The organism is Marinobacter salsuginis (genome assembly GCF_009617755.1).
Lineage (GTDB): Bacteria > Pseudomonadota > Gammaproteobacteria > Pseudomonadales > Oleiphilaceae > Marinobacter > Marinobacter salsuginis.
On sequence record NZ_BGZH01000001.1, the window covers coordinates 2377047 to 2399392 of the forward strand.

Sequence of the window (22346 nt, forward strand, 5' to 3'; positions counted from 1 at the left end):
AGATATGAGAAGCTGTTGCCGACAGTAACTGAACTTTAATCGGAGCACTTCATGGCCGGTGATCTGCCTTTCCGTTTTCGTTTCCGTGTTCGCTATGGCGAATGCGATGCCCAGGGTGTGGTGTTCAACGCCCGCTATGCGGATTTCGTTGATATTGCAGTGAATGAGTATATTCGCACGCTGTTTGGCGATTACCAGCATCTGCTGGATCAGGATCTGGATATTCAGGTTGTGAGCCTCACCGTGAACTGGAAAGCCCCGGCGAAGTTCGATGATGTGCTGGAGGCGCGTATTCGGGCGGGGCGAATCGGCAACACTTCGTTTACATTGCATCTGGAGTTTTTCCGATATGGGGATGGGGCGTTTATCGCTGATGCCGATGTGACCTACGTGTTGATTCAGCCTTCAGTGATGGGAAAAGTGACGATACCGGATCATATTCGTGAACTGCTGGAGCAGGGCGCTCCTGGCCAGTTGATCAGTCACGCGGGGGAATGAACTCGAAGCGTAAGAAAAAGGCCAGATGAGAATCTCACCTGGCCTTGGGTTCATCTTCCGGTCTTTACCGGATCAGGCCTCCTGCAAAGCCTGCACAACGGCTTTCGCGGCGCCCTCGGAGGATGCCGGGTTCTGCCCGGTGATCAGCTTGCCGTCCACCACGATGTGCGGAGCCCAGTCGTCACCGCGGGTGTAGGTGGCGGTATTTTCCTTCAGCATGTCCTCGAGCAGGAAAGGCACCACACCGCTGAGGCCTACTGCTTCTTCCTCGCTGTTGGTGAAGCCCGTTACTTCCCGGCCGCCAACGATGTTCTGGCCCGGTTTGACTTCCACGTTCTTGAACACGGCCGGCGCGTGGCAAACCGCACCAATGACCTTGTCCTGCTCGTAGGCGGTCTTGATCAGGGCAATGGACTTGTCGTCGTTGACCAGATCCCAGAGCGGGCCGTGGCCACCCGGATAGAAAATCGCGTCGTACTCGTTCATGTCCACATCACTCAGCTTCTTGGTGCTGGCAAGGGATTCCTTGGCGTGGGCATCCTGCTGGAAACGACGGGTGGTTTCCGTGAGTGCCTCTTCCGCCTCGCTGTTGGGGTCCACTGGCGGCTGGCCGCCTTTCGGCGAGGCGATGGTGATGTCTGCACCGGCATCCCGGAAAACATAGTAGGGCGCGGTGAATTCTTCGAGCCAGAAGCCGGTCTTGTGGCCGGTGTCGCCCATCTGGTCATGTGAGGTGAGAACCATCAGAATCTTCATGGTGTCCGTCCTTTCTGTTGACGAATGAATGGCACTTTCGACAGCTATTGGTAAATAACGTGCAGCCGGTTTGGTGAATCACTTCTTGACTGATCTGGTAACCGATCTTGTGCCATGGGTGGTTGATTTCAACCGTGATTACGTAAATCCGACGTTCCCGGATCTTGAACCGTCTATACTGGACACAGATGACCAGACTGCATAAGAACCTGAAAGACTCACGTGCAAGGACGACAGGAATGCGAGTGCTAACAGCCGCCCTTCTGATGGTGTTGGTGTTTCCGGCTTGGGCCCAGCAGGGCACAGAAACTGTGGAACCTCTTACCATCACCGTGGGTGCCAACCATGCCCCCCCATACCGGATTCTCGAGGGTGGGGAGAGAACCGGCCTCTACGTGGAGATCTTCGAGGAGATTGCCGATCGGCTCGGCTGGGAAGTGCACTACCGGGAAGCCCCGTTCAGGCGCGTGTTGAGAATGGTCCAGCAGGGCGAGGTTGATGTCATGCTTGGTCCTCTGGAAACCGAGGAACGGGCCGAATTGATGGAATTTGTGGCACCGGCGTTTCCGCCAGAACGACGATTGTTCTTTTATCTGAACAAAGAGCACCGCATTGAGCGCTACGCCGATCTGTACGGCAGGGCTATTGGCGTGCTCGAAGGCGCGTCGTATTTTCCGAGGTTTGATGATGATGAGGGCTTGCTCAAAGAACCTGCGCCTCGATATGAAAACCTGATGCTGATGCTTCAGAAGGGCCGGGTGGATGTGGTGATTGCGCCAGAACTGGTGGGTTTGTACGCGGTTGAGAAACTGGGTCTGGATATTGAGGTCTCGCCGTTCTTTGTGCCCGGAGAGCGCTCTTACATCGCCGTTGCGAAAAACTCGCCGGTGATTCAGTACGCCGACGATATCCGGGCGGCGCTGAAACTGATTGAAATGGAAGGCATACACGAGGACCTGGTGTTGAAGTATCTGGACCGAGCCGCCGAATGATTCCTGCGCAGTCTGATCTCTGGTTTCTGCCCCTGGGAGGCACCGGCGAAATTGGCATGAACCTCAACCTCTATGGCCACGACGGTGCCTGGTTGATGGTGGATTGCGGCGTCACCTTTCCAAAGCCTGGCCGTATTGCCGCTGGTGGAACCGTGCACCACCGGGGGGAACCGCCGGTACAAATGGCGGATCCCGCTTTCATCGCTGACCGCCGTGACCGCCTCGCGGGTCTGGTGATAACCCATGCCCATGAGGATCACGTTGGAGCCGTACCCTATCTCTGGCCGCTGTTGCAGTGTCCGATCTATACCAGTCGGTTCACTGCGGAAATTCTGCGACGAAAACTGGCGGAGTTCGATCTGCTGCACCGGGTTCCGATCATTGAAGTGGAGACCGGCCAGAGCAAACAGATCGGGCCGTTCAGCGTGCAGTGGCTGGCGCTGACGCATTCCATTCCAGATCCCAACGCCCTGATGATTCGAACCGCCGCAGGTAACATCTTTCATAGCGGTGACTGGAAGCTGGATGAGCAGCCGCTGGTCGGCCATGGCTATTCGCCACAGACCTTTACCGATCTGGCAAAAGAGGGTGTGAACGCCATGGTATGCGACTCCACCAACGCAACGGTGTCAGGTCACTCGGTGTCCGAGGCGGCCTTGCATACCGGATTGTTGCAGGCTATACGATCCGCTGAGGGGCGCGTTGTAGTGACCTGCTTCGGCAGCAATATTGCCCGCCTGCATACGCTCTCTTCGATTGCGCGACAAACCGGGCGCTATATGGGGCTGTTAGGCCGTTCGCTGATCAATATGAGCGGCGCCGCCAGGGCCGCCGGGCTGTGGGATTCGGCTGACCAGTTGATCAATCCCGCTCATCTTGGTTATCTGCCCCGGGATGAAGTCATGGCCGTGGCCACCGGCAGTCAGGGTGAACCCAGAACGGCTCTGCGCAGACTGGCTGCTGGTACGCATCCGGATTTCGAGCTGGAAGCCGGCGATACAGTTATCTTCAGCGCCCGTGCTATTCCCGGCAATGAAGAAGCCATCGAGGCGCTCGTGGCGAGACTCAAAGAGTTGGGTGTCCGGGTTATCACCGCCGAAGATGCGGATTTGCCAATTCATGCTTCAGGTCATCCTGCGCAGGAAGAACTGGAGTTAATGTACAAATGGGTCAGGCCTGCCATTGCCATTCCGGTGCATGGTGAGGCTGAACACATGGAAACGCACGCTGACATAGCCAAAGCAACTGGTGTACCCCGAGCCATGGTGGGCAGAAACGGCGATCTTTTCATGATCCGGCCAGTGCCGGGGATACGTCGCCAGGTTGTCGAAACCGGCCGTCTGGGCTGGCACAAAGAAGGTCTTGTCAGAGTTGAATAAGCTATTGTTTTCTGTTGTTGGTAAGTCACTTGTCTTTTTTGCAGCCGCGATGATTCTTTCGCCGACTAATGCCACGGCAGTAACCCCGTGCGACACACTCACCGTGAGTGGTAATCCGGAGTATCCGCCCCTGCTCTGGCGAGACGAGCAAAATCCTGGTTTCCTGAATGGCGCCGTACCTGCTTTGCTCCGGGAAATTACCCAACCCCTCGGCGTAACCGTGGAAGTGAAAGATATCGGTTCCTGGGCCCGGGTCCAACGGATGGCGCGCGAGGGGGAGATTGATATGGTAGCCGGGGCGTTCATCACGTCGGAACGCATTCGCTACATGGATTATCTGCTTCCTCCGGTCACGCACTTGCCAACAGCGGTCTGGGTGCCCATCGGGCGGGAGTTCGTCTATCGCCACTGGCCAGACCTGAAGGGCAAGCGCGGCAGTACCCTGATCAACAACAGCTTTGGCCAGAACTTCGACCGGTATGCAGAGCAGAATCTGCGCATTGAAGGTGTCCGGTCCATTGAGCAATCCTTCCAGATGGCGTTGGTTGATCGTGTTGATTATGTGCTCTATGAAGTCCTTCAGGGAGAGGTGAAACTTGAATACATGGGCATTGCTGACGATTTCGTTCCGCTGGAAACGCCGGTTAGCCGTGAGGGCCTGTTTCTGACTTTTTCCAAGGCTTCGCCGTGTAATTCTTTTGAACTGAGAGAGCGCATTGCGGACCGGCTTTATGAGCTCGTGAACTCTGGCAGGGTCGATGAGCTGATCCTGCAGTATAAAGCTCGTTATACAAAAGCGAGTTGAGAGGCTACCGTTAGTGCTAGCACATGAACTTTTGAGGCGCACCCGTCGTAACTCAGTACAGGTACTCCCGGTATAAAATAAAATTCATGGGCAGTATTGCTGGGAAGGAGTCCGTAGCAATGGCAAAGGCAGTTACCTCGGGCCACAGGGATTTCGTGTACAGGTTGTCGCTCAACCTTGCCCGCTCGAAGATTGACGAACTCGATGGCTGCATCCACGGGGTTATTGCTGAGCTTGGCGATTGGCTTGGATCTGATCGCGCCTACCTGATCAATTTCGAAGAAGCCACCCAGACAATTTCAATCTCCCATGAAATCTGCAGAGACGGCGTCACACCCCAACGGGATGCCATTCAAAATGTTCCGAAGGACCGATATCCCTGGCTTATGGAACAGCTTCAGATCCTTCCGGTTCTGGTGATCCCCGAAGTCGAACAACTTCCCCCCGATGCAGAAGAAGAGAAACTGGAATTCCTTCGTGAAAGTATCCGGAGTCTGGTTCTCATTGGTTTGAAGTTGGAGGAGCAAGTCAGCGGTATTCTGGGGTTCGATTTTCTTGACCATTCCTGTGCACTGAATCCGGGTACAGAGGATTTTCTGCTCCAGGTAGGCGAAGTTCTGGGGGCTGCGGTGCACCGACAGATATTGGCCAGTCGCAATGTGCGATTCGAAAACAGCCTCTATCGGTATTCAGACCAGTTTCCGGGGGTTATTTTCCAGTTCAGGATGTACCCCGACGGGCAAACTACGTTTCCCTTCATCAGTGAAAAAGTGAAGGAGCTGTTCGGACTCACGGCCAATGCACTCAGCTTCGATGCGAAGCCCCTTTTAGACCTCATTGATCCAGAAGACAAGAAATCCTTCGACGAAGATGTAGATGAATCAAGGCGGCAAATGACGCCGTTTGAAACAAACTTCCGGGCCAGGAAACAGGACGGAACAACGGCTTGGATGGAAGCGCGGTCGGTTCCTGCCCGGTTGGCCGATGACAGCATGATCTGGCACGGGTACTTCTACGATGTGAGTGACCGCAAGCAATCGGAATCAGAGATAGAGAAACTGGCGTTCTATGACGCGTTGACGGGCCTTCCAAACCGGCGCTTGTTGCGGGATCGCCTGGCCCAGGCGTTAACTGGAAGCACCCGGGATCATAACCACGGCGCCCTGGTCTTTATCGATCTGGATCACTTCAAGAACATCAATGACTCGGCGGGCCATATGACAGGAGATGAGCTGTTGATTCAGGTCGGCAAAAGGCTCAAGCAGACAGTCAGGGAGTGGGATACCGTCGCAAGGCTTGGTGGCGATGAGTTTGTTCTCGTTCTGAAGGGGTTTCCGGCCGATGATGCCAGCGCTGCGGCCCGTGTGGAAAAGGTCTGTGAGAAAGTCCGGGAAGCACTGAACGAACCCTATGAACTGAATGGCTTTGAGTACACCGGTACGCCAAGTATTGGTGTCACCCTGTTTTTTGATCACGATGATTCCCTCGAAGAGCTCCTTGGTCAGGCCGACATGGCCATGTTTCGTGCCAAGGAAGACGGTCGCAACTGCATCCGTTTCTACGATGCCATGATGCAGAAAAAGGTGTCCGAACGCCTGGCCATGGAATCCGACCTTCGACTGGCCATTCGGAAGAACCAGCTGGCGGTGCACTATCAGGTTCTTGTTGACGAGAAAGGAAAGCCGATAGGTGCCGAGGCGTTGCTTCGGTGGCATTGCCCGGGCCGCGGCATGGTGTCTCCCGCCGAGTTCATTCCGTTGGCAGAGGAAACGGGCCTCATTGAATCGGTGGGCTACTGGGTACTTGAAGAGGTCATGTCCACGATAGCCAGTTGGAAGCAACGCGGCGGTGCTCTGGCACGGCTCCAGGTGTCGGTAAACGTGAGTGCGAGGCAGTTCCATCTGCCGTCTTTTTGCTCAACTGTGATGGCATTGCTCAGAAAAACGGGTGCATCCCCCAGAAACCTGAAAGTGGAAATTACCGAGAGTGCATTGGCTTACGATCTTGATTTGGTGGAGGAAACACTGCGAACCCTGAGAAGCATGGGCATACGCATTTCCCTGGACGATTTCGGCACGGGCTATTCATCCCTTGGTTACCTGAAACGGCTCTCGCTGGATGAGCTGAAGATTGACCAGGGGTTTGTCCGGGACATCCTTGATGATCCCAATGACGCAGCCATCGCCGAGACTATCCTGGCTCTTGCCTCTGCCCTGAAGTTATCCGCGGTGGCCGAAGGTGTCGAGACCAAAGGGCAGTTGGAACGCCTGGTGAGCATGGGGTGCACCCGCTTCCAGGGCTACTATTTCAGCCGGCCACTGCCTGCGACCGAGTTTGAGAGGTTGCTCGAAAAGTCCGGGACAGGTGAGCAAAGAAGGGCTTGGTAGTTCGCATCCTATCTGTATAAACTGGGCTCTTGCGTTTTTCCTGTTTTCAACAATATCGAGAGCAACTCCCCTATGGCAATCTGGACCCGCACCCCCAACCTCGAACAACTGGCCAAATCCAGCGAAAACACCGCCGTCAGCCACATGGGTATCGAATACCTGGAAATTGGCGATGATTATGTGAAGGGCCGTATGCCCGTGGATGAACGCACAGTCCAGCCGTTTGGCATTCTCCATGGAGGAGCATCGGTGTTGCTGGCGGAAACCCTGGGCAGCATGGCGGCCAATTGCTGTCTGAAGGATTCGGAAACCGTTGCGGTTGGGTTGGATATCAACGCCAACCACATCCGGCCGGTGACCAAAGGCTGGGTGTATGGCACGGCCAGGGCCATCCATATTGGTAGCGCCACTCAGGTATGGGAAATTCTGCTTGAGAACGAAGAAGGTAAAACCACCTGTATTTCCCGGCTGACCATGGCGGTAACCAAGCGGCCGGGGTGACTTGTGTGATTTATTCCGGGTGCGGTTCAGGGTTTGATTCGCACCCGGCCCCTGCCAAGTGCTTTTGACTGATACATGGCGTTATCGGCCCTGGCCAGAAGGTTTTTGAGATCTGGCTCCTCGGGGTGAAGTGCTGAAATGCCGAAACTGGCAGTTGGCCGGATACGCACGTCACGGTACCGGACTGGCGTTTTCTGCATGAGTTCCAGTAGCCGCTCTGCCAGCTCTGAAGCCTGAACCGCATGAGCATCGGCAAGGAGGATTGCGAACTCTTCGCCGCCAATGCGTGCCGCAATATCCGCCTCACGTACATTGCTTTCCAGAAGCTGCCCGATGTGCCGCAACACCTCATCTCCGGCCTCGTGGCCGTGGTTGTCATTGATCTTTTTGAAGTAGTCCAGATCAAACATGATGATCGCCAGGGGCGAGCCGCTCCTTCGGGATTGCTTCAAAAGCTGGTTGCCCAGTTCGAAAAAGGCTCTCCTGTTTCGAAGACCGGTAAGGTCATCCTCCAAGGCGGCGGCCCGGGCTTTTTCATGGGCTTCCTTGAGTGCCAGCTCCATTTCTTTTCGTTCGGTAATGTCGGTAGCGATCTCCAGGCGGACCAGCCGGCCATCTATCCAGGGAATTGCCTGATCCCGGCACTGGTACCAGCGTTGGTCCAAGCGGTTCTGGAATTCCCAGATGTGCGGCGGAGACGGGGTGCCTTCGGCATCAATCAAAAGGTGGTTGGTGCAGAAGTCGCAGGGGCTGGCGCTATCCTGCAGGACTTCCCAGCACTTTCTACCGTCTATGGAACCCCAGATTTTCCGGCCATAAGCATTCATGTACAGAAGATCATGGGTTTCAAGGTCTGATACGTAAACCAGGGCGTCCAGGTTGTCGAGCACGGCCCTGAGGCCCTCGGCGGGAGTAACCTCCGAAATGCCACCAGCTTCTGGCGCGGCAGGAAGATTGAGGGAGGGGATGGCGGATTTCATGTCTTGTTGTGCCGGAATTTGTTTGCAACGCAGTATAGCAGGGCATTCCCGGTTAGAAAGTAACAGACTGTCCCTTTTATGTGGCGTCAGTGCCCGGGTTTGGCTTGGTTACAATCAGACCCTGGTCAACAAACTCCTGTAGCACGATGTCGTAGGTGCCGTCAGGGACTTCCCGGGCGATGCGATAGATTTCACCCGCGGCGTCTTCAGGACTGACTTTCAGGTCGACTGTCCGGTAGGGGTTCGTCAGGCTTTTATCGGCCTCCCTGACCAGAAGAACGCAGGGCTTCAGCTTGTGCTCTGGCCTGCTCTCCACAACGATGCCAACCTCGCCGTTCACCATTTCCACGATGGAGCCCGGCGGATACACGCCAATCATCTGGATAAAGGCATCTGCCAGTTCTTCATCGAACTGTGTGCCGCGGTGCTTGTGGATGATTTCCAGCGCCTGCATGGAGGCCCGACCCTTGTCGTAGATCCGGTTGCTGGTAATGGCATCGTAGGTATCCACCAAACCGATGATCTTGGCAAAGTAGGGGATCTGCTGGGCATGAAGTCCGCGAGGGTAGCCAGAACCATCCATCCGCTCATGGTGGCTGAATGCGACATCCACGGCGGTATTCAGGGAGTTGCTGGTACCCATCAGGATAGTGCGGCCGTGGGTGGTGTGGTGACGCATCACGTCGAACTCTTTCGGCGTCAGTGCTCCCGGCTTGTTCAGGATCTCATCGGGAATCCGGGTCTTGCCGACATCGTGGAGCAGGCCACACAGGGCCAGATTGCGGATTTCTCCTTCAAGCAATCCCAGATGCTTGCCAAAGGCCGCCGCCAGAATGGACACGTTGATGCAATGCTCGGCGGTGTATTCATCCTGGTGCTTGATTTTTGTGAGTAACAACAGCGCGTTTTCATTGCGGAGGACGCTTTCCACGCAGTGGTTTACCACTGTCCGGGCATTGTTAAGGTCCAGTGTGCGGCCCACCCTAAGGCCCGACATGATGGACTTGGCGGTCTTCTGAGCCTCTTCGAAGCGTATGATCGCGGTTTCCATCTCCCGGCCAGCGTCGATCTTGTTGATGTATCGAACGCGCTTTCGGGGTGGTACAGATTTAGGAGGATTGTGCACCGGTACGGTCGTCTGTTTCCTGCGGAAGAGTCCCATCAGGCCTGAAGGCTTTCGCCCGTGGCCGTTACCGTGTTGTGGAAGCGGTGCCCCATCGATACGTCCTTCAATGAAGACAAATTCGCACTGTGCCCGCAGCGCATCAATCTCCGTCTGGTCACGAATAACAAACCCCTGAATCAGGAAGTCCGTATCTTCCCAGGGGCGGTCCAGGCGTGTGACGTGCATGCCGATGGCGAGTTCTGACACGTCGATCTGGCTTTCAACAATTTCCTGATGGGGTGCACTCATACTCTAATCCTGAATCCCTGGAGCACTATTTTGAGGCAAAATCGCTCTAACAGGATGGACCGGATTGCAAAATCTGGTCAAATAATGTTCATTCAATGCATTGGCGAACAAGTTCGCCGGTGTTGCGTTGCCGGGCAAGGAGTCGGTCAGAGGGATTTTTCCAATGAATGACCATCGTTCCTTTCATCTGTGGTGGCTGGCTCTGGCAGCGGCTCTTATTCCGCTGTTGACCATACACACCACGTTTACCGTATCGGTGCTGGAAGGGTATGTGGAGCTGTGCAACCCCTACTGGGATAGCTGTACCAGCATCAGTCGTACCGGCCGTCACGGAACATCTTACTTCATTTTCAAAGGTACCATGCTGCCGGCGGCCTTGCTCGGGATTCTGTTCTGGTGGCTCAACGGCCGGTGGTTGCGCCAGCTCGGCGTACATTCGTCCGGGGTTGCCTGGATCCCGTGGCTGGGTATGGTGGCCAGTGTGTCGCTTGCCGCCTATACCCTGGCGCTGGGCCATGCCGGCGACGGCTTCAATCTGGTCCGCCGTGTTGGTGTGGTTCTGTATTTTTCGCTCACCTTCATCTGTGAGTTGCTGGTTAGCGCCGGCTTGCGCAGCCATCCACTTTGGAAACACACGGGCATGAGGCTGTTGAATCTCTGCCAACTGACCCTCGCTGTGGGGATTCTTTCAGTGATCCTGAATGGCGTGGCCCCGGAGTTCTATAGCCGCAAGGACGATGCTTTCGAGTGGATCCTGGCTTTCCTGATCAACGCCAATGCCATCTGGCTGGCGCTGCTCTGGCGCAAGAATCGGTTCCGTGTCCGGCTCTGGGCCGATTCCTAAAGCGAGAGCAGGCCGCGAATAAGGGCTGCGGTTCCGGCGATGGCCGCGATACCGAGAATGACCGGGCGAAGGCCTTCAAAGGGCATGCGGTTGACGAGTTTGCCGGACAGCCAGAAGCCCAGGAATACGCCAGGGAAGGTCAATGCGAACAGGAACAACTCCCGGGTGCCCAGGTAGCCGGAGGCGAGCAGGCCAGACAGACTCAAGACGCTGGCCGCCAGAAAGAACGCGGACATATTGGCCCTGACCAGAGGCCCCTTTTCATTCTGGTAAATCAATGCGATCGGTGGTCCACCCACCGCGGTAATCGTGCCCATATAGGTCGAGGCGGCTCCGGCCATCACACTGTTTCGGGCGTTCAGCGCTGGCTTGAGCCCACCAATGCTGAGCGCTACCCCCGCGAGAATCAGAACACCAAAAATCAGCTCGAAGCCCGCCGTCGAGATCACCAGCAATGTCAGAGCCGCCAGAATTGCGCCGACCACTCCGCCCACAATGGCAAAGCGTACTTCCCGGACCTGCAATGCGCCTCGATTGCGTATCAGCATGAAGACAGTAAGCAGAGTGGCATTCAGTATCAGGGGGCCAGGAACGAACACCGGGCTGATCAGAAAAAGCAATGGCGCAGCCAGTGTACCAATGCCATAGCCGGCCACGCCCTGCAGGCAGGCCCCGGCTAGAATGGCAAGGTTGGCCAGAAGAATCTGTAACAGCGATACATCCGTCAAAGGAAATCACCAGGAAGTCGTTGGAAAAGGCCGGAGCAGTACCGGTCAGATATTGATACACTGCGGGGCCAGGAGCAAAGTCGAAAAGAATGATCCCCGATGATCCAGCAGCCTGAACACCAAAGTTGCCCCTGTGGCAGCGGCAAATCCTACCCTGAATGCTGCCAGTCCTTCCATCAGGGTAAACCGGCTCCGTCTCCGGAGGCACTGATGCGGTCCCGTTACGCAGCATTTGTTCTCCATCTTCCGGAATACCTGCGCGCCACCTGGCATCAGAGCGCACGACCGGACACGCTCGACCTAAAAGATTCGCCGGACTGGACCGGCCTGCAGATCCTGGACACCAGTGAGTCGGGCAATCGCGGCACGGTTCATTTCCGAGCGCTCTACCGCCTGGCTAAGGGCTGGGGCTTTCTCGAAGAAAATTCCGATTTCGTTCAGGAGCAGGGCCGCTGGTATTACCTTCGAGGCGATACCAGCGAGGGCCAGTTAAAGCCCGGTCGGAACGATCCCTGCCCCTGTGGCAGTGGCCGGAAGTACAAGGCCTGCTGCCTGTAGGCGCCCATTACTCGAACGAGGGCAGTTCCGGCTTGGCGACCGGTTTGTCGGCTTCCTGCCAGGCATCGAATCCACCGGCGATGGACTGCACATGCATGTAGCCCATTTCCTTCAGGGCCTTGGCGCTCAGGGCGGCTCGCCCGGATGTCTTGCAGTAGCAGACAATGTTCATGTCGCGGCTCTCAAACGCCGGATCGTTGGTAAACTTGAACTCCAGCAAACCGCGGGAAATGTTCACCGCGCCCGGAATATGGCCAGCCCGGTATTCATCCGCATCACGCACATCCAGCAGAAGATCGGCATTCCTGATGGCATCGTCCGCCTGATCCAGGGGCACTTCCTGGATTTCTTTCCTGGCGGCTTCTACAAGGTCATGGGCAGTTTTCATAGCTGAGCTCCTCAAACTGATGGAATAAGGTTATGCCTCAGGATAAGGGTTCGACCGCCGAGCGTCACTCCGCATATGTACGATTAAGCCGCCTCGTTGTCACCGAAGGCACAGGCGTATTTCCGTTCATACCGCTTGTCTGCCCATCTCCCGTAGATACGCGAGGCAATCTGGAAAATGCCGGGCCACAGCAGGGGCTTGAACAGAAAGCCATAGGGCGTGTGGGACCAGGCCCGAACGTTTGCAGGCAAGCCGATGACCCATTCCCCGGTCCAGGTCATCAGGTGCAGGCGTCGCAGCAGAGTTTCATGGCTCGGCAAATTGCCGCTGCCATCACGCTGTTCGTGGATGTCTGCGAAGATGAGATTGCCACGCTGCAGTTTGCGCAAGGTGCGAATCTCCTTGGCACACAGTGGGCATTGTCCGTCGTAAAACAGGGTGTCATAACGGGGCTCCATCAAGTCCTCCAAGGGTCAGAATCTGTTTCCGGGCGTCCACTTTGCGCTCTTCCAGGGTTTCCAGAATCCCGTCGAGGGCGGCGGGTAAGACCTCCGGGGCCGCCTTGTGGAACTGGTCAAGCAGTTCGATCTGAACATGTAGATCCTGGAAGCGGCCATACAGCTTTTGGCGTGCTTTCATCGTTTTCAGCTCGGACTTCCAGGTTTTCGAGTCCAGCTCCATCAGGTAACGGATTCGCTTGAGTTGCTTGCGAAGCCGATGAATATCCTCATCCGGGGAGGTATGCATCAGCTCAGCGGTCAATTTGTTGAACCCTTTTATACGGCTCTCCACCGCCTTTCGGATGTCTTTTGCCCTCAGCGTCTCCGCCAACTTCTGGAACTTTCGGGACTCAATGAGGTTCAGCCAGTGCTCCATGCTGTCGTGATAGCGCTTGCTCTGCAGGCGCTTGACCAGTTTTTTGTGGCGGTTGGCGGCTTCCTGTTCGAACCAGATCTGCAGGGCTGCCCGGATTTCCGAATTGTCGCCACACAATTCAGGCAAGTCCTGGAGAAAAACATGCAGATCGCGTAACGGTCCCGTCGCACGGGCATGACGTTTCAGGGTTTTAACCGCTTTTGCCAGCGTCTTGTCACCGGTCACTTCCTGCACCGATTCGGCAATGGCCCGGCTGCGCCGAATCGCAATCCGGTATTGGTGCAGGAATTCGTCGTCCAGGCCCAGGATAACGCCACGCTCCAGTTGCCATAGCCGATCATGTTGGTGGTGAAGGGCCTTGGGGATGTCCCTTGCCGGGTCGTCTCCCTCGGTTCTGGCTTTCTTTTTAAGTTTCCGTTCGAAGTGGGCATAGCTGTAATCCTGTGGCGTCATCAGAGCCACCAGCTTGCCCTTGCCCCGGTCTAGCTGGTGCCAATGTTTGATCGGGAGGCGGATGTGAATGAAGCTGGCGGTGGGTAGCTGTTCGGGAGGTTGTTTTAACAGCCACTGGGCCAGTTCCAGCAGGGCCGGATTGTGACCTACAAGCATAACCTGGGCATCTTCTTCCCGCTCTTTCAGCCAGGCAATCAACCGACGGTAGTCAAACGTATAGAGCTCGCTTTGAGTGTGCCAGTGCTCGGGCATAACAGGCTCGGGCATGGCCCCCTCGAGGGTCGCCAGGGCACGGGTGGCGTTACTGCAGTAAATCTCACCTTGCAGGGCGCCTGCAGCCTTCAGTGCCTTGCCCAGCGGAGCCAGCTGGCTTTCACCCCGGGCATTGAGAGGGCGCTCATGGTCGCACAGAGACTCATCAGCCCAGCTGGATTTGGCGTGGCGAACCAGAAACAGGTGCTTCATTGGCCTACCTTCGTAGTGGTCCTTTAGTCTAACGCTTGCTCAAGACATTTTCGTTACTGCCGATACTCTACTTGTCTGATAACAATGGCGGAAGATCAGTTTGTCCAGAAATCCGAACGCGCCATGCGTCGGTCTCTGAAACCTCTTTTTACAAACTGGAACAGAGCACCTGAGTGGGTCTGTGGATAATCCGCATCAATAGTAAGTTCCCTGGAGTCTGGAAACATGAATGTTTTGAGTCGGTTAAAAATTCGAAGCCGCCTACTTTTAGCTATACTGGTGCCCGTACTGATAACGGCGGCAACCCTCGCTTGGATCACCGCCAACCAGATTCAGGCGAACGGAGAAGCCGAGCTCAAGCGCCTGGAGACCAGTCTTCTCGATGCGCGCAAGACCGGGCTGCAGAACCTGATTGATGCTGCTGAGGCGGTGGTGTTGGAGGCCAAGAACGACCCCTCAATGACAGAAGCGGAGGCGAAGGAAGCGGCTGCCGCGCGTCTGCGTTCTATCCGTTTTGATGAAACCAATTATGTATTCGCCTACACCCGGGACGTTTTCAACCTGGCGTATGCCCCGGATCCCTCGAAAGAAGGCCCCACGACAAACCCGGTTGTCAGAAAACTGGTTGGCAATCTTTTCAACGCGGCCCGCGGTGAGGGCTTCTACGGCTACGATTGGATGAACCCGGCCTCCGGCAATGAAGAACCCAAGATGTCCTATTCCACCATCATCCCGGACTGGGACTGGATGATCGGTGCCGGCGTCTACATCACCGACATCGATCGCCAGGTGGCAGCGGCTCGAGAAAAAATTGAAGCCGGTATGGCCGAGACCCTGGGCTTTATCCTGCTGGTGACAGTCCTGGTAGTTGTGGTTGCTTTGGTAATCGGCATTTTCGTGGGTCGTAGTGTGACCCGGCCACTGAAGAGCGTCAGCAACATGATGCAGGAAATCGCCGACGGTGAGGGTGACCTGCGCCAGCGCCTGCCAGACGAAGGCGTTGACGAACTGGCCGAGCTGGGCCGGCGTTTCAACGCCTTCGTGGTCAAGATCCAGGACACCATGCGTGAGGTGGGCGCGACCACCGATCAGGTAGCGTCCGCAGCCGAGGAGTTGAGCCGGGTGGCTAATGAAACCCGGGCTTCGGTTCAGGAGCAGGGCTCCGAGACTGACCAGATCGCCTCAGCCATCAACGAAATGGCCGCCACCATCCAGCAGATTTCCGGCAATGCCAATGAGGTTGAGAGCTCTGCCTCAGACGCCGATCGCATGGCCCGGGAAGGTGGCGAAACCATCAGCAGTGCTCAGGGTGCCGTGAACAAACTGTCCGAAGAGATCGAAGATACCGCCCGAAGCATCAACGCTCTGGCGGAAAAGTCCGATGAGATCCAGCAGGTGCTGGATGTCATTCATGCTGTGACTGAGCAGACCAATCTGCTGGCCCTTAATGCCGCCATCGAGGCTGCACGGGCTGGTGAGCATGGGCGTGGTTTCTCAGTGGTTGCGGATGAGGTTCGCCAGCTGGCGAAACGCAGCGCCGAGTCCGCTGATCAGATTCGCACCATGATTGACGGCTTTGTTACCGAATCCAAGGCATCGGTTGAGCGGATGAACAAGTCACGCAACCGCTCGACGGAAACCGTCGAAAGGATCAATCATGCAACCAGCGCGTTGCGAACCATCGAGACCTCGGTCGGCAAGATTCATGATCAGGTGACTCAGATCGCCACAGCCTCAGAGCAGCAGAGCCAGGTTGCCGAAGAAATCAACCAGAACGTGGTCCGTATTGTCGATGCTGCCCAACGCAGTGATACCGGCGTAAACCAGACCAACGAAGCCAGCCACGAACTGGCGCGCCTGGGTGAGAGCCTTCGGGAGCTAGTTGGTCAGTTCAAGGTCTGATCAGCGGCTGTCGGTCGCATTGATGAGCTCGCGCAACCTTCGGGAGCGTTTGGCACGGGCGCGGACCGTGGCCGTCAGGTAGTCGGTGTCGAACGGCTTCAGGACGTAGTCGTCGCCTCCGAGGGCAACACTCAGGGTTTTCTCATCCTGATGAGACTGTGACGTCAGGAAGACGATGGGAGTGGCATCGAATTCACGGTCCTCCCGGAGGATGGCAGCGAGTTCTGTCCCGGAGACGTTGGGCATCACAATATCCAGAATGATCACATCTGGCCTGATCGCCCGCGCAACCGTCAATGCCTGCAGAGGTTCCTCGCAGGCATGTACCTCAAGCCCAACATATTCCAGCTGTATTTTTGCGGCCTGCAGGGCGGTTTGATCATCATCTACCAGCAGTACGCGGTAGGTTGTCGTGTGCTTGCGCTCGGCGAATTCATGGGCGAGGTCCATAAGGCGGTCTTTGGTGACCGGTTTGACCAGATAGCGCGAGGCACCCGCCCGGAGTGCTGCAAGCCTGGCGGGCATTTCGTCATGGATAGAAAGAAAGATAACCGCCGGCATTCTCCCCAGCCGGTTGCGAAGCTGTCGAATGATGTCCGGCCCCGCGCTCATGTCCTCGCCAAAGGCGACGTCCATAATAATCATGTCTGGCCGGGCAAGCGTTTCAAATATATCCAGATAAACCGACGAAGACAGGAAAACTTCCGCATCAAATCCGGCCTCAATAAGCCAGGTAAGCATTTCCTGAGCCACCAACTCGTCATCGTCCACAATGTGGATTTTCCGAGAGCCGCGTTTATTGGGTCCAGGGCTTTCCTCAACCGGCTTCAGGTCGCAATTTCGCATGGTCTCGACCAGCGTATCCATCGTTTCTCTTTTCGAAAGAGCGTCGAGAGGATGCGTGTGCCAGTTCTCGGCAAGAGACAGCAACTGCCTTGCCGCTGTAGAAACATACTCAAGACCGAGAGAACCGGAAGTGCCAGCGAGCTTGTGGGCCTCCTGGTATAGCAGTCCGAGTGAGGCGTTCAGGTTGTCGAGCCCGAATGCATCACTCGGGTCGGTCGGTATCGCGTCGATGAGCGCTTCGAGACGTTCAAACGTCTCGGGCAACTTTTCCACGTAGGCGGCCCGGAGGGCCTCTAACTGTGCCCGATGTCTGGAAAGCTCGTTGTCTGGCATGGACTGTATCCCGGATCCCTGGAATTACTGCAATCAGTGGTATTCAACATAGCCAATAAACGCCCGGATGAACAGATTTTGGCCTTTTTTAAACTCTCAGGTTACTATCTCCGAGGCATCAAAAATCACAACATAACAATGAAATAGAGGTTCAACGACAATGACCCACCTGCTGAAAGCAACGGTAGCGTCGGCGCTGCTTCTCGCAAGCAGCATCGGCCTCGCCGAGGAAAACTATACTCTGCGCCTTGCGCAAACCTGGGGGCCCAACTCTCCGGTACTGGGAGAGACAGTTCAGCATATGGCGGACATGGCAGAAACCATGTCGGACGGCCGTCTGCAGATCCGCATAGATCCGTCCAACAAGCACAAGGCGCCGTTCGGCATCTTTGATCTGGTGCGCAATGGCCAGTACGACATGGGTCACACCGCGTCCTACTACTACAAGGGCACCATCCCGAACGCCATGTACTTCACCACCATCCCATTCGGGCTGATTGCGCCTGAAATGTACGCCTGGTTCTATCACGGCGAGGGCATGGAACTGATGCAGAAGGTCTACGAGCCGTACGGCATGCTGTCTTTCCCGGGCGGTAATACCGGTAACCAGATGGGTGGCTGGTTCCGCGAGGAAATCAACTCGCTGGAAGACCTGAAGGGGCTGAAGATGCGTACTCCGGGCTTTGCTGGCGAAGTGATGTCCGAGCTGGGGGTTGCCGTGACCAACCTGCCGCCGGGTGAACTCTATACCGCACTTGAGCGTGGCACCGTGGATGCCGTTGAATGGGTCGGTCCGGCCCTGGATTTCCAGATGGGCTTCCATCAGATCGCCAAGTACTACTATTCGGGTTGGCAGGAGCCGGGCGCGGAAGTCCAGTTCCTGATCAACAAGAAGACCTGGGAAGAGCTGCCAAAGGATCTTCAGGAAATCCTGCGTGTGGCCATGCGCACCGCCGCCTATGACATGTACATCCAGAGCACCCACCAGAGTGGCGTAGCCTGGGATCGCATGAAGGAAGACTACCCGGATGTGACCCACAAGGTGTTCCCGCCGGAAGTCATTGATGCCCTGCGCAGCACCACCAACCGGCTACTGGCCGAGGCTGCGGAGAACGATCCGCTGGCGAAGGAAATCATCGAGTCCCAGCGTGACTACCTGAAGCAGGTTCGTCAGTGGACCAATATTTCAGACAAGGCCTACCTGAACAGTGTGGCTGAGGACTGAAGCCTGACAATACCTGAGAGCCAGCCAAAGGCTTGAGGACTTTGTCAGTCAAAGGGGCGCCGGGGCTGTAATACCCCGGCGCCCCTTTTTGTTTGCGTCGGTTTCTGGAAAAATAGGCCGCTCATTCTTTGGGCAGCGCCGATGAAACAGACACTGCTATCCCTGAGCAATCTTTCCAAGCAATTCGGTGGCAAAACGGTGCTCGACGGTCTGGATCTTGAGATCTACGACGGCGAGTTCATTACCCTGCTGGGCCCTTCCGGGTGCGGAAAAACCACCCTGCTGCGGCTGATGGCCGGTTTCGAACATCCCGATGAGGGCAGCATCACCCTGGCGGGACAAGATCTCACCCACACTGCCCCGGAAAACCGTCCGCTCAATACCGTATTCCAGCATTATGCGCTGTTTCCCCACATGTCGGTGTTCGACAACGTGGCCTATGGCCTGAAGATGGAAAAGCGCCCGAAGGACGAGATTCGCCAGCGAGTCGATGAAGCGCTGGCCATGGTCCAGTTGCAGGATTTTGCCCGTCGCAAGCCGCATCAGCTGTCCGGCGGCCAGCAGCAGCGGGTTGCCATCGCCCGGGCAGTGGTCAAGCGGCCGAGGCTGCTACTGCTCGATGAACCGCTCTCGGCCCTGGATTACAAGCTGCGTCGTACCATGCAGGTTGAGCTGAAACGCCTGCAGCGGGAGCTGGGCATCACCTTCGTATTCGTAACTCACGACCAGGAAGAGGCGCTGTCGATGTCGGATCGCGTAGTGGTCCTCAAGGATGGCGTGGTGCAGCAGCTCGGCACTCCGCGGGAGGTTTACGAGCGGCCAGCCAACCTCTTTACCGCCCGGTTTGTGGGGGAAACCAATTTTTTCCCCGGCACGGTCGAGTCGGTTCACGATGGCTCTATTACCGTGGATGTCTTTGGCCTCAAACGAACCCTGCGCCGCCCCGACTTTTCGGTAAGCGAAGGCCAGCCCCTGAACGTGCTGCTGCGGCCTGAGGACATCCGGGTGCTGGATCCGGCCGATGAGCAGGGTGTCGCGGGCAAGATCGTTGAGCGTAACTACAAAGGCAGCACGCTGGATTCTGTCATTCACCTGGACGATGGCACCGAGGTATTGGCCAGCGAATTCTTTGATGAGGACGATCCCGCCTTCGATTACCGCCTGGGCGAGCCGGTCAAGGTCAGTTGGGTGGATGGCTGGGAATGGCTGCTGCCCGGCGAAACCGCAACGGAAGAGGAACTTGCGGCCGATGCATAGCGTTATGCAGCAGCCGTTCAAAACCGCCGTCCTGATCCTGGTCTGGGGTTGGCTCCTGTTTCTGGTGTTGGCACCGAATCTCCTGGTGGTAGGCGCCAGTGTCATGACCCGGGATCCGGCAACCTTTCTGTCGCTGCCTCTGAATCTGGACGCCTATCGCCAGCTGTTTGACCCGCTGTATCTGGAGGTTTTCCTCCATTCCCTGTACATGGCGGCAATGACGACCCTGGTGTGCCTGCTGATCGGTTATCCGTTTGCCTGGGCGCTCTCCAAGGTGGGCAAGCAGCGTCAGCTGATCCTGATCTTCCTGCTGATCGTGCCCTTCTGGACCAACTCCCTGGTGCGCACCTACGCCCTGAAGCTGATCCTGGCTACCAACGGTCTGCTGAACAGCGCCCTGATGTCGATCGGTTTGATTGATGAGCCCCTGCAGCTGCTTTATACCGAGGGTGCGGTAATCATAGGGCTGGTGTACCTGCTGCTGCCGTTTATGATCCTGCCGCTGTATTCGGTGTTCGAAGACCTGAAGCAGGAGTTGCTGCTGGCCTCCCACGATCTGGGCGCGGGTCGGCTGTCCACCTTTATTCATGTGATTGTGCCGCTGACTTTGCCGGGAGTTCTGGCTGGTGTAATGCTGGTCCTGTTGCCGGCCATGGGGCTTTTCTTCGTGCCGGATATTCTTGGCGGTTCCCGCAATCTGCTGGTGGGTAACGTGATCAAGAACCAGTTCCTCGATGCCCGCAACTGGCCCTTCGGGGCGGCGGCCAGCATTGTGCTGACCCTGACCATGGCGTTCCTCATGTTCGCCCATCGCCTGAGTAAACGGCGAATTGGCGAGGAGGGTGCCTGATGACACGATGGTTGCCCCGCACCTATCTGACCCTCGTCTACATTTTGCTCTACGTGCCCATCGTGGTGCTGGTGGTGTTCTCCTTCAACGAATCCCGCACCGGTTATGCCTGGGGCGGGCTCAGCCTGCGCTGGTACGAGGCGCTTTTCGATAACCGGGCCATGGTCAATGCCATGTGGAATTCCCTTTGGCTGGCGCTGTCTGCCGCCACCGTGTCCACGGTGATTGGCGCCCTGACCGCCCTGGCGCTGCATCGTTACCGGTTCCGGGGCAAGAAGCTGCTCAATGGCATGCTGTTTGTGGTGATGATGTCGCCGGAGATTGTCCTGGCCATTTCGTTGCTGGCCCTGTTTCTGTTGGTGGGGTTGCAGCTCGGCTATGTATCGCTGCTACTGGCTCATGTCACCTTCTGTCTTCCGTTTGTGGTGATCACGGTCATGGCTCGATTGAGTGGTTTCGATGAGAGCCTTCCCGAGGCCGCCCGGGATCTTGGTGCCTCTGATTTCACCATGACCCGTACCGTGCTGATCCCGGTGATCATGCCGGCATTACTGGCAGGCTGGCTGCTAGGGTTTACACTGTCCCTCGATGATGTGGTAGTGAGTACTTTTGTGAGTGGCCCGAGCTACGAGATTCTGCCCCTGCGCATTTACTCCATGGTGCGTGTGGGCCTGAAACCCGAGGTGAATGCCCTGGGCACACTGTTGCTGGTGTTTTCACTGATTATGCTGATGTTGTCTCAATGGATTCTGATAAGGAGCAAACGATGAAGAAACTGGCACTGGCCGGCTTGCTGGCAGTGGGATTGACGGGGTGCAGTTCCGAGGAGCCCCAGGTTCTCAACCTCTATAACTGGTCCGAGTATATGCCCCAGGAAGCGCTCGACCGCTTCACTGAGGAAACCGGTATCCAGGTGGTCTACACCACCTACGACAGCAACGAGGCCATGTATGCCCGCTTGAAATTGCTGGATGACAGTGCAGCCTACGACCTGGCGGTACCTTCTACTTACTACGTCAGCAAGATGCGTCAGGAAGACCTGCTGCTGCCGATCGATCGCAGCAAGATCGAGGGCTTCGATAATCTGGACCCGGAACTGGTGAACCTGGATATTGATCCGGAGAACAAATTCTCCGTCCCGTACCTCTGGGGTACCACGGGGCTGGCCGTGGACACCGCAGACATCGAAGGTGAGCCTGTCACTGCCTGGGAAGACCTGTGGGAAGACCGTTTCGATGGCCGGGTGATGCTGACCAACGACATGCGGGAGGTTTTCCACGTTGGCCTGCGGGTATTGGGCTATTCCGGCAACAGCACCAATCCGGATGAAATCGAGGCGGCCTATGAAAAGCTGTCCGAGCTCATGCCCTCGGTTCGTACTTTCAATTCCGATGCGCCCCGCATGCCTTACCTGGAGGGTGAGACCGACGTGGGTATGATCTGGAACGGCGAAGCCGTGATGGGCAAGGACACCATGGAGTCGCTGGAGTACGTCTATCCGGAAGAAGGCATCATTGCCTGGCTGGACAGTTTCGTGATTCCGAAGAACGCGAAGAATCCGGAAGCGGCCCACCAGTTCATCAGTTTCGTGTTGCAGCCGGAAATCTCCGCTTTGATCAGTAAGGAGATCGGTTATGCCACTCCGAACCTGGCAGCGCGGGACTTGCTGCCGGACGAAGTGGCGAATAACCGGGCAAGCTATCCGAACGCCACCGATATGATCAACGCGGAGTTCCAGACCGACATCGGCGACGACGCCCTGCAGGTCTACGCCAAGTACTGGGAAATGTTGAAGTCTGGCCGCTAAGCGCGCGGATTGTTAATGGTCCTGAAAAAGCGGAGGCTGCGGCCTCCGTTTTTTTGTATCGGGTTTCACAAAACTGCAATACATGGTCTATAACTTCCTGAT

At 56.5% G+C, this 22346-nt stretch carries 22 protein-coding genes; 14 read left to right on the forward strand and 8 right to left on the reverse strand.

Features of this window, described 5'->3' with window-relative positions; genetic code table 11:
• The first annotated feature begins 51 nt into the window (after positions 1-51).
• Positions 52-498 carry an acyl-CoA thioesterase gene (locus GJU83_RS10755; protein ID WP_153634303.1) on the forward strand — a complete coding sequence of 149 codons (447 nt, stop codon included), beginning with the start codon at positions 52-54 and terminating at the stop codon, positions 496-498.
• 72 nt (positions 499-570) lie between these two features.
• Here GJU83_RS10755 and GJU83_RS10760 read toward each other — a convergent pair whose 3' ends face one another.
• Entirely contained in the window at positions 571-1254 is a 684-nt protein-coding gene (locus tag GJU83_RS10760) for a type 1 glutamine amidotransferase domain-containing protein (RefSeq protein ID WP_041645947.1), read from the reverse strand.
• Between the two features lie 239 nt (positions 1255-1493).
• On the opposite strand from GJU83_RS10760, the gene GJU83_RS10765 reads away from it, so the two are divergent.
• The 5 genes from GJU83_RS10765 (at position 1494) to GJU83_RS10785 (ending at position 7318) form a co-directional block, all read left to right on the forward strand.
• The gene (locus GJU83_RS10765) at positions 1494-2246 is read left to right on the forward strand and encodes a substrate-binding periplasmic protein (protein WP_153634304.1); all 753 of its coding nucleotides are present in this window, start codon (positions 1494-1496) and stop codon (positions 2244-2246) included.
• A complete protein-coding gene (locus tag GJU83_RS10770; RefSeq protein WP_153634305.1) occupies positions 2243-3625 on the forward strand; it encodes a ribonuclease J in 1383 nt (460 codons plus the stop codon). Before GJU83_RS10765 ends, GJU83_RS10770 begins: the two co-directional genes overlap by 4 nt.
• A 49-nt stretch (positions 3626-3674) precedes the next feature.
• Entirely contained in the window at positions 3675-4430 is a 756-nt protein-coding gene (locus GJU83_RS10775; RefSeq protein WP_153634306.1) for a substrate-binding periplasmic protein, read from the forward strand.
• 119 nt (positions 4431-4549) lie between these two features.
• Positions 4550-6817 carry a putative bifunctional diguanylate cyclase/phosphodiesterase gene (locus GJU83_RS10780; RefSeq protein WP_153634307.1) on the forward strand — a complete coding sequence of 756 codons (2268 nt, stop codon included), beginning with the start codon at positions 4550-4552 and terminating at the stop codon, positions 6815-6817.
• Positions 6818-6889: 72 nt separating this feature from the next.
• Positions 6890-7318 carry a hotdog fold thioesterase gene (locus GJU83_RS10785; protein ID WP_153634308.1) on the forward strand — a complete coding sequence of 143 codons (429 nt, stop codon included), beginning with the start codon at positions 6890-6892 and terminating at the stop codon, positions 7316-7318.
• 26 nt (positions 7319-7344) lie between these two features.
• Here GJU83_RS10785 and GJU83_RS10790 read toward each other — a convergent pair whose 3' ends face one another.
• Together GJU83_RS10790 and GJU83_RS10795 are read right to left on the reverse strand one after the other, a co-directional pair.
• Complete coding sequence (locus tag GJU83_RS10790; protein WP_153634309.1) at positions 7345-8298, reverse strand: GGDEF domain-containing protein; 954 nt, start codon at positions 8296-8298, stop codon at positions 7345-7347.
• A gap of 76 nt (positions 8299-8374) precedes the next feature.
• Positions 8375-9712, reverse strand: coding sequence for a cyclic di-GMP phosphodiesterase (locus tag GJU83_RS10795; protein WP_153634310.1), 1338 nt, complete (start codon positions 9710-9712; stop codon positions 8375-8377).
• A 163-nt stretch (positions 9713-9875) separates the two neighbouring features.
• Between GJU83_RS10795 and GJU83_RS10800 the strand changes: the two genes are divergently transcribed.
• The gene (locus GJU83_RS10800; RefSeq protein WP_136630704.1) at positions 9876-10556 is read left to right on the forward strand and encodes a hypothetical protein; all 681 of its coding nucleotides are present in this window, start codon (positions 9876-9878) and stop codon (positions 10554-10556) included.
• Here GJU83_RS10800 and GJU83_RS10805 read toward each other — a convergent pair.
• Positions 10553-11284, reverse strand: coding sequence for a sulfite exporter TauE/SafE family protein (locus GJU83_RS10805; RefSeq protein WP_153634311.1), 732 nt, complete (start codon positions 11282-11284; stop codon positions 10553-10555). The two genes, GJU83_RS10800 and GJU83_RS10805, sit on opposite strands and share 4 nt — an antisense overlap.
• A 99-nt stretch (positions 11285-11383) precedes the next feature.
• Between GJU83_RS10805 and GJU83_RS10810 the strand changes: the two genes are divergently transcribed.
• Positions 11384-11842 (forward strand): YchJ family protein, encoded by a 459-nt coding sequence (locus GJU83_RS10810; protein ID WP_267313036.1) that lies wholly within the window; start codon positions 11384-11386, stop codon positions 11840-11842.
• A gap of 7 nt (positions 11843-11849) precedes the next feature.
• On the opposite strand, the gene GJU83_RS10815 is transcribed toward GJU83_RS10810, so the two are convergent.
• From GJU83_RS10815 to GJU83_RS10825, 3 genes are all read right to left on the reverse strand, one after another.
• Positions 11850-12230, reverse strand: a complete 381-nt coding sequence (locus GJU83_RS10815; RefSeq protein ID WP_153634313.1) for a rhodanese-like domain-containing protein — start codon at positions 12228-12230, stop codon at positions 11850-11852.
• 83 nt (positions 12231-12313) lie between these two features.
• Positions 12314-12688, reverse strand: a complete 375-nt coding sequence (locus GJU83_RS10820) for a thiol-disulfide oxidoreductase DCC family protein (protein ID WP_153634314.1) — start codon at positions 12686-12688, stop codon at positions 12314-12316.
• Positions 12672-14024, reverse strand: coding sequence for a CHAD domain-containing protein (locus GJU83_RS10825; protein WP_153634315.1), 1353 nt, complete (start codon positions 14022-14024; stop codon positions 12672-12674). Before GJU83_RS10825 ends, GJU83_RS10820 begins: the two co-directional genes overlap by 17 nt.
• Positions 14025-14249: 225 nt before the next feature.
• On the opposite strand from GJU83_RS10825, the gene GJU83_RS10830 reads away from it, so the two are divergent.
• The gene (locus GJU83_RS10830) at positions 14250-15926 is read left to right on the forward strand and encodes a methyl-accepting chemotaxis protein (RefSeq protein WP_153634316.1); all 1677 of its coding nucleotides are present in this window, start codon (positions 14250-14252) and stop codon (positions 15924-15926) included.
• Here GJU83_RS10830 and GJU83_RS10835 read toward each other — a convergent pair whose 3' ends face one another.
• A complete protein-coding gene (locus tag GJU83_RS10835; RefSeq protein WP_153634317.1) occupies positions 15927-17105 on the reverse strand; it encodes a response regulator in 1179 nt (392 codons plus the stop codon).
• A gap of 160 nt (positions 17106-17265) precedes the next feature.
• On the opposite strand from GJU83_RS10835, the gene GJU83_RS10840 reads away from it, so the two are divergent.
• The 5 genes from GJU83_RS10840 (at position 17266) to GJU83_RS10860 (ending at position 22244) form a co-directional block, all read left to right on the forward strand.
• Positions 17266-18330, forward strand: a complete 1065-nt coding sequence (locus GJU83_RS10840; RefSeq protein WP_136630709.1) for a TRAP transporter substrate-binding protein — start codon at positions 17266-17268, stop codon at positions 18328-18330.
• Positions 18331-18471: 141 nt separating this feature from the next.
• Positions 18472-19587 carry a spermidine/putrescine ABC transporter ATP-binding protein PotA gene (gene potA, locus GJU83_RS10845; protein WP_153634318.1) on the forward strand — a complete coding sequence of 372 codons (1116 nt, stop codon included), beginning with the start codon at positions 18472-18474 and terminating at the stop codon, positions 19585-19587.
• Entirely contained in the window at positions 19580-20437 is an 858-nt protein-coding gene (gene potB, locus GJU83_RS10850) for a spermidine/putrescine ABC transporter permease PotB (protein WP_136630711.1), read from the forward strand. Before potA ends, potB begins: the two co-directional genes overlap by 8 nt.
• Positions 20437-21207 carry a spermidine/putrescine ABC transporter permease PotC gene (gene potC, locus GJU83_RS10855; RefSeq protein ID WP_153634319.1) on the forward strand — a complete coding sequence of 257 codons (771 nt, stop codon included), beginning with the start codon at positions 20437-20439 and terminating at the stop codon, positions 21205-21207. Before potB ends, potC begins: the two co-directional genes overlap by 1 nt.
• Positions 21204-22244: an extracellular solute-binding protein gene (locus tag GJU83_RS10860; RefSeq protein ID WP_153634320.1), complete on the forward strand. Its 1041-nt coding sequence runs from the start codon at positions 21204-21206 to the stop codon at positions 22242-22244. Before potC ends, GJU83_RS10860 begins: the two co-directional genes overlap by 4 nt.
• Positions 22245-22346 lie beyond the last annotated feature (102 nt).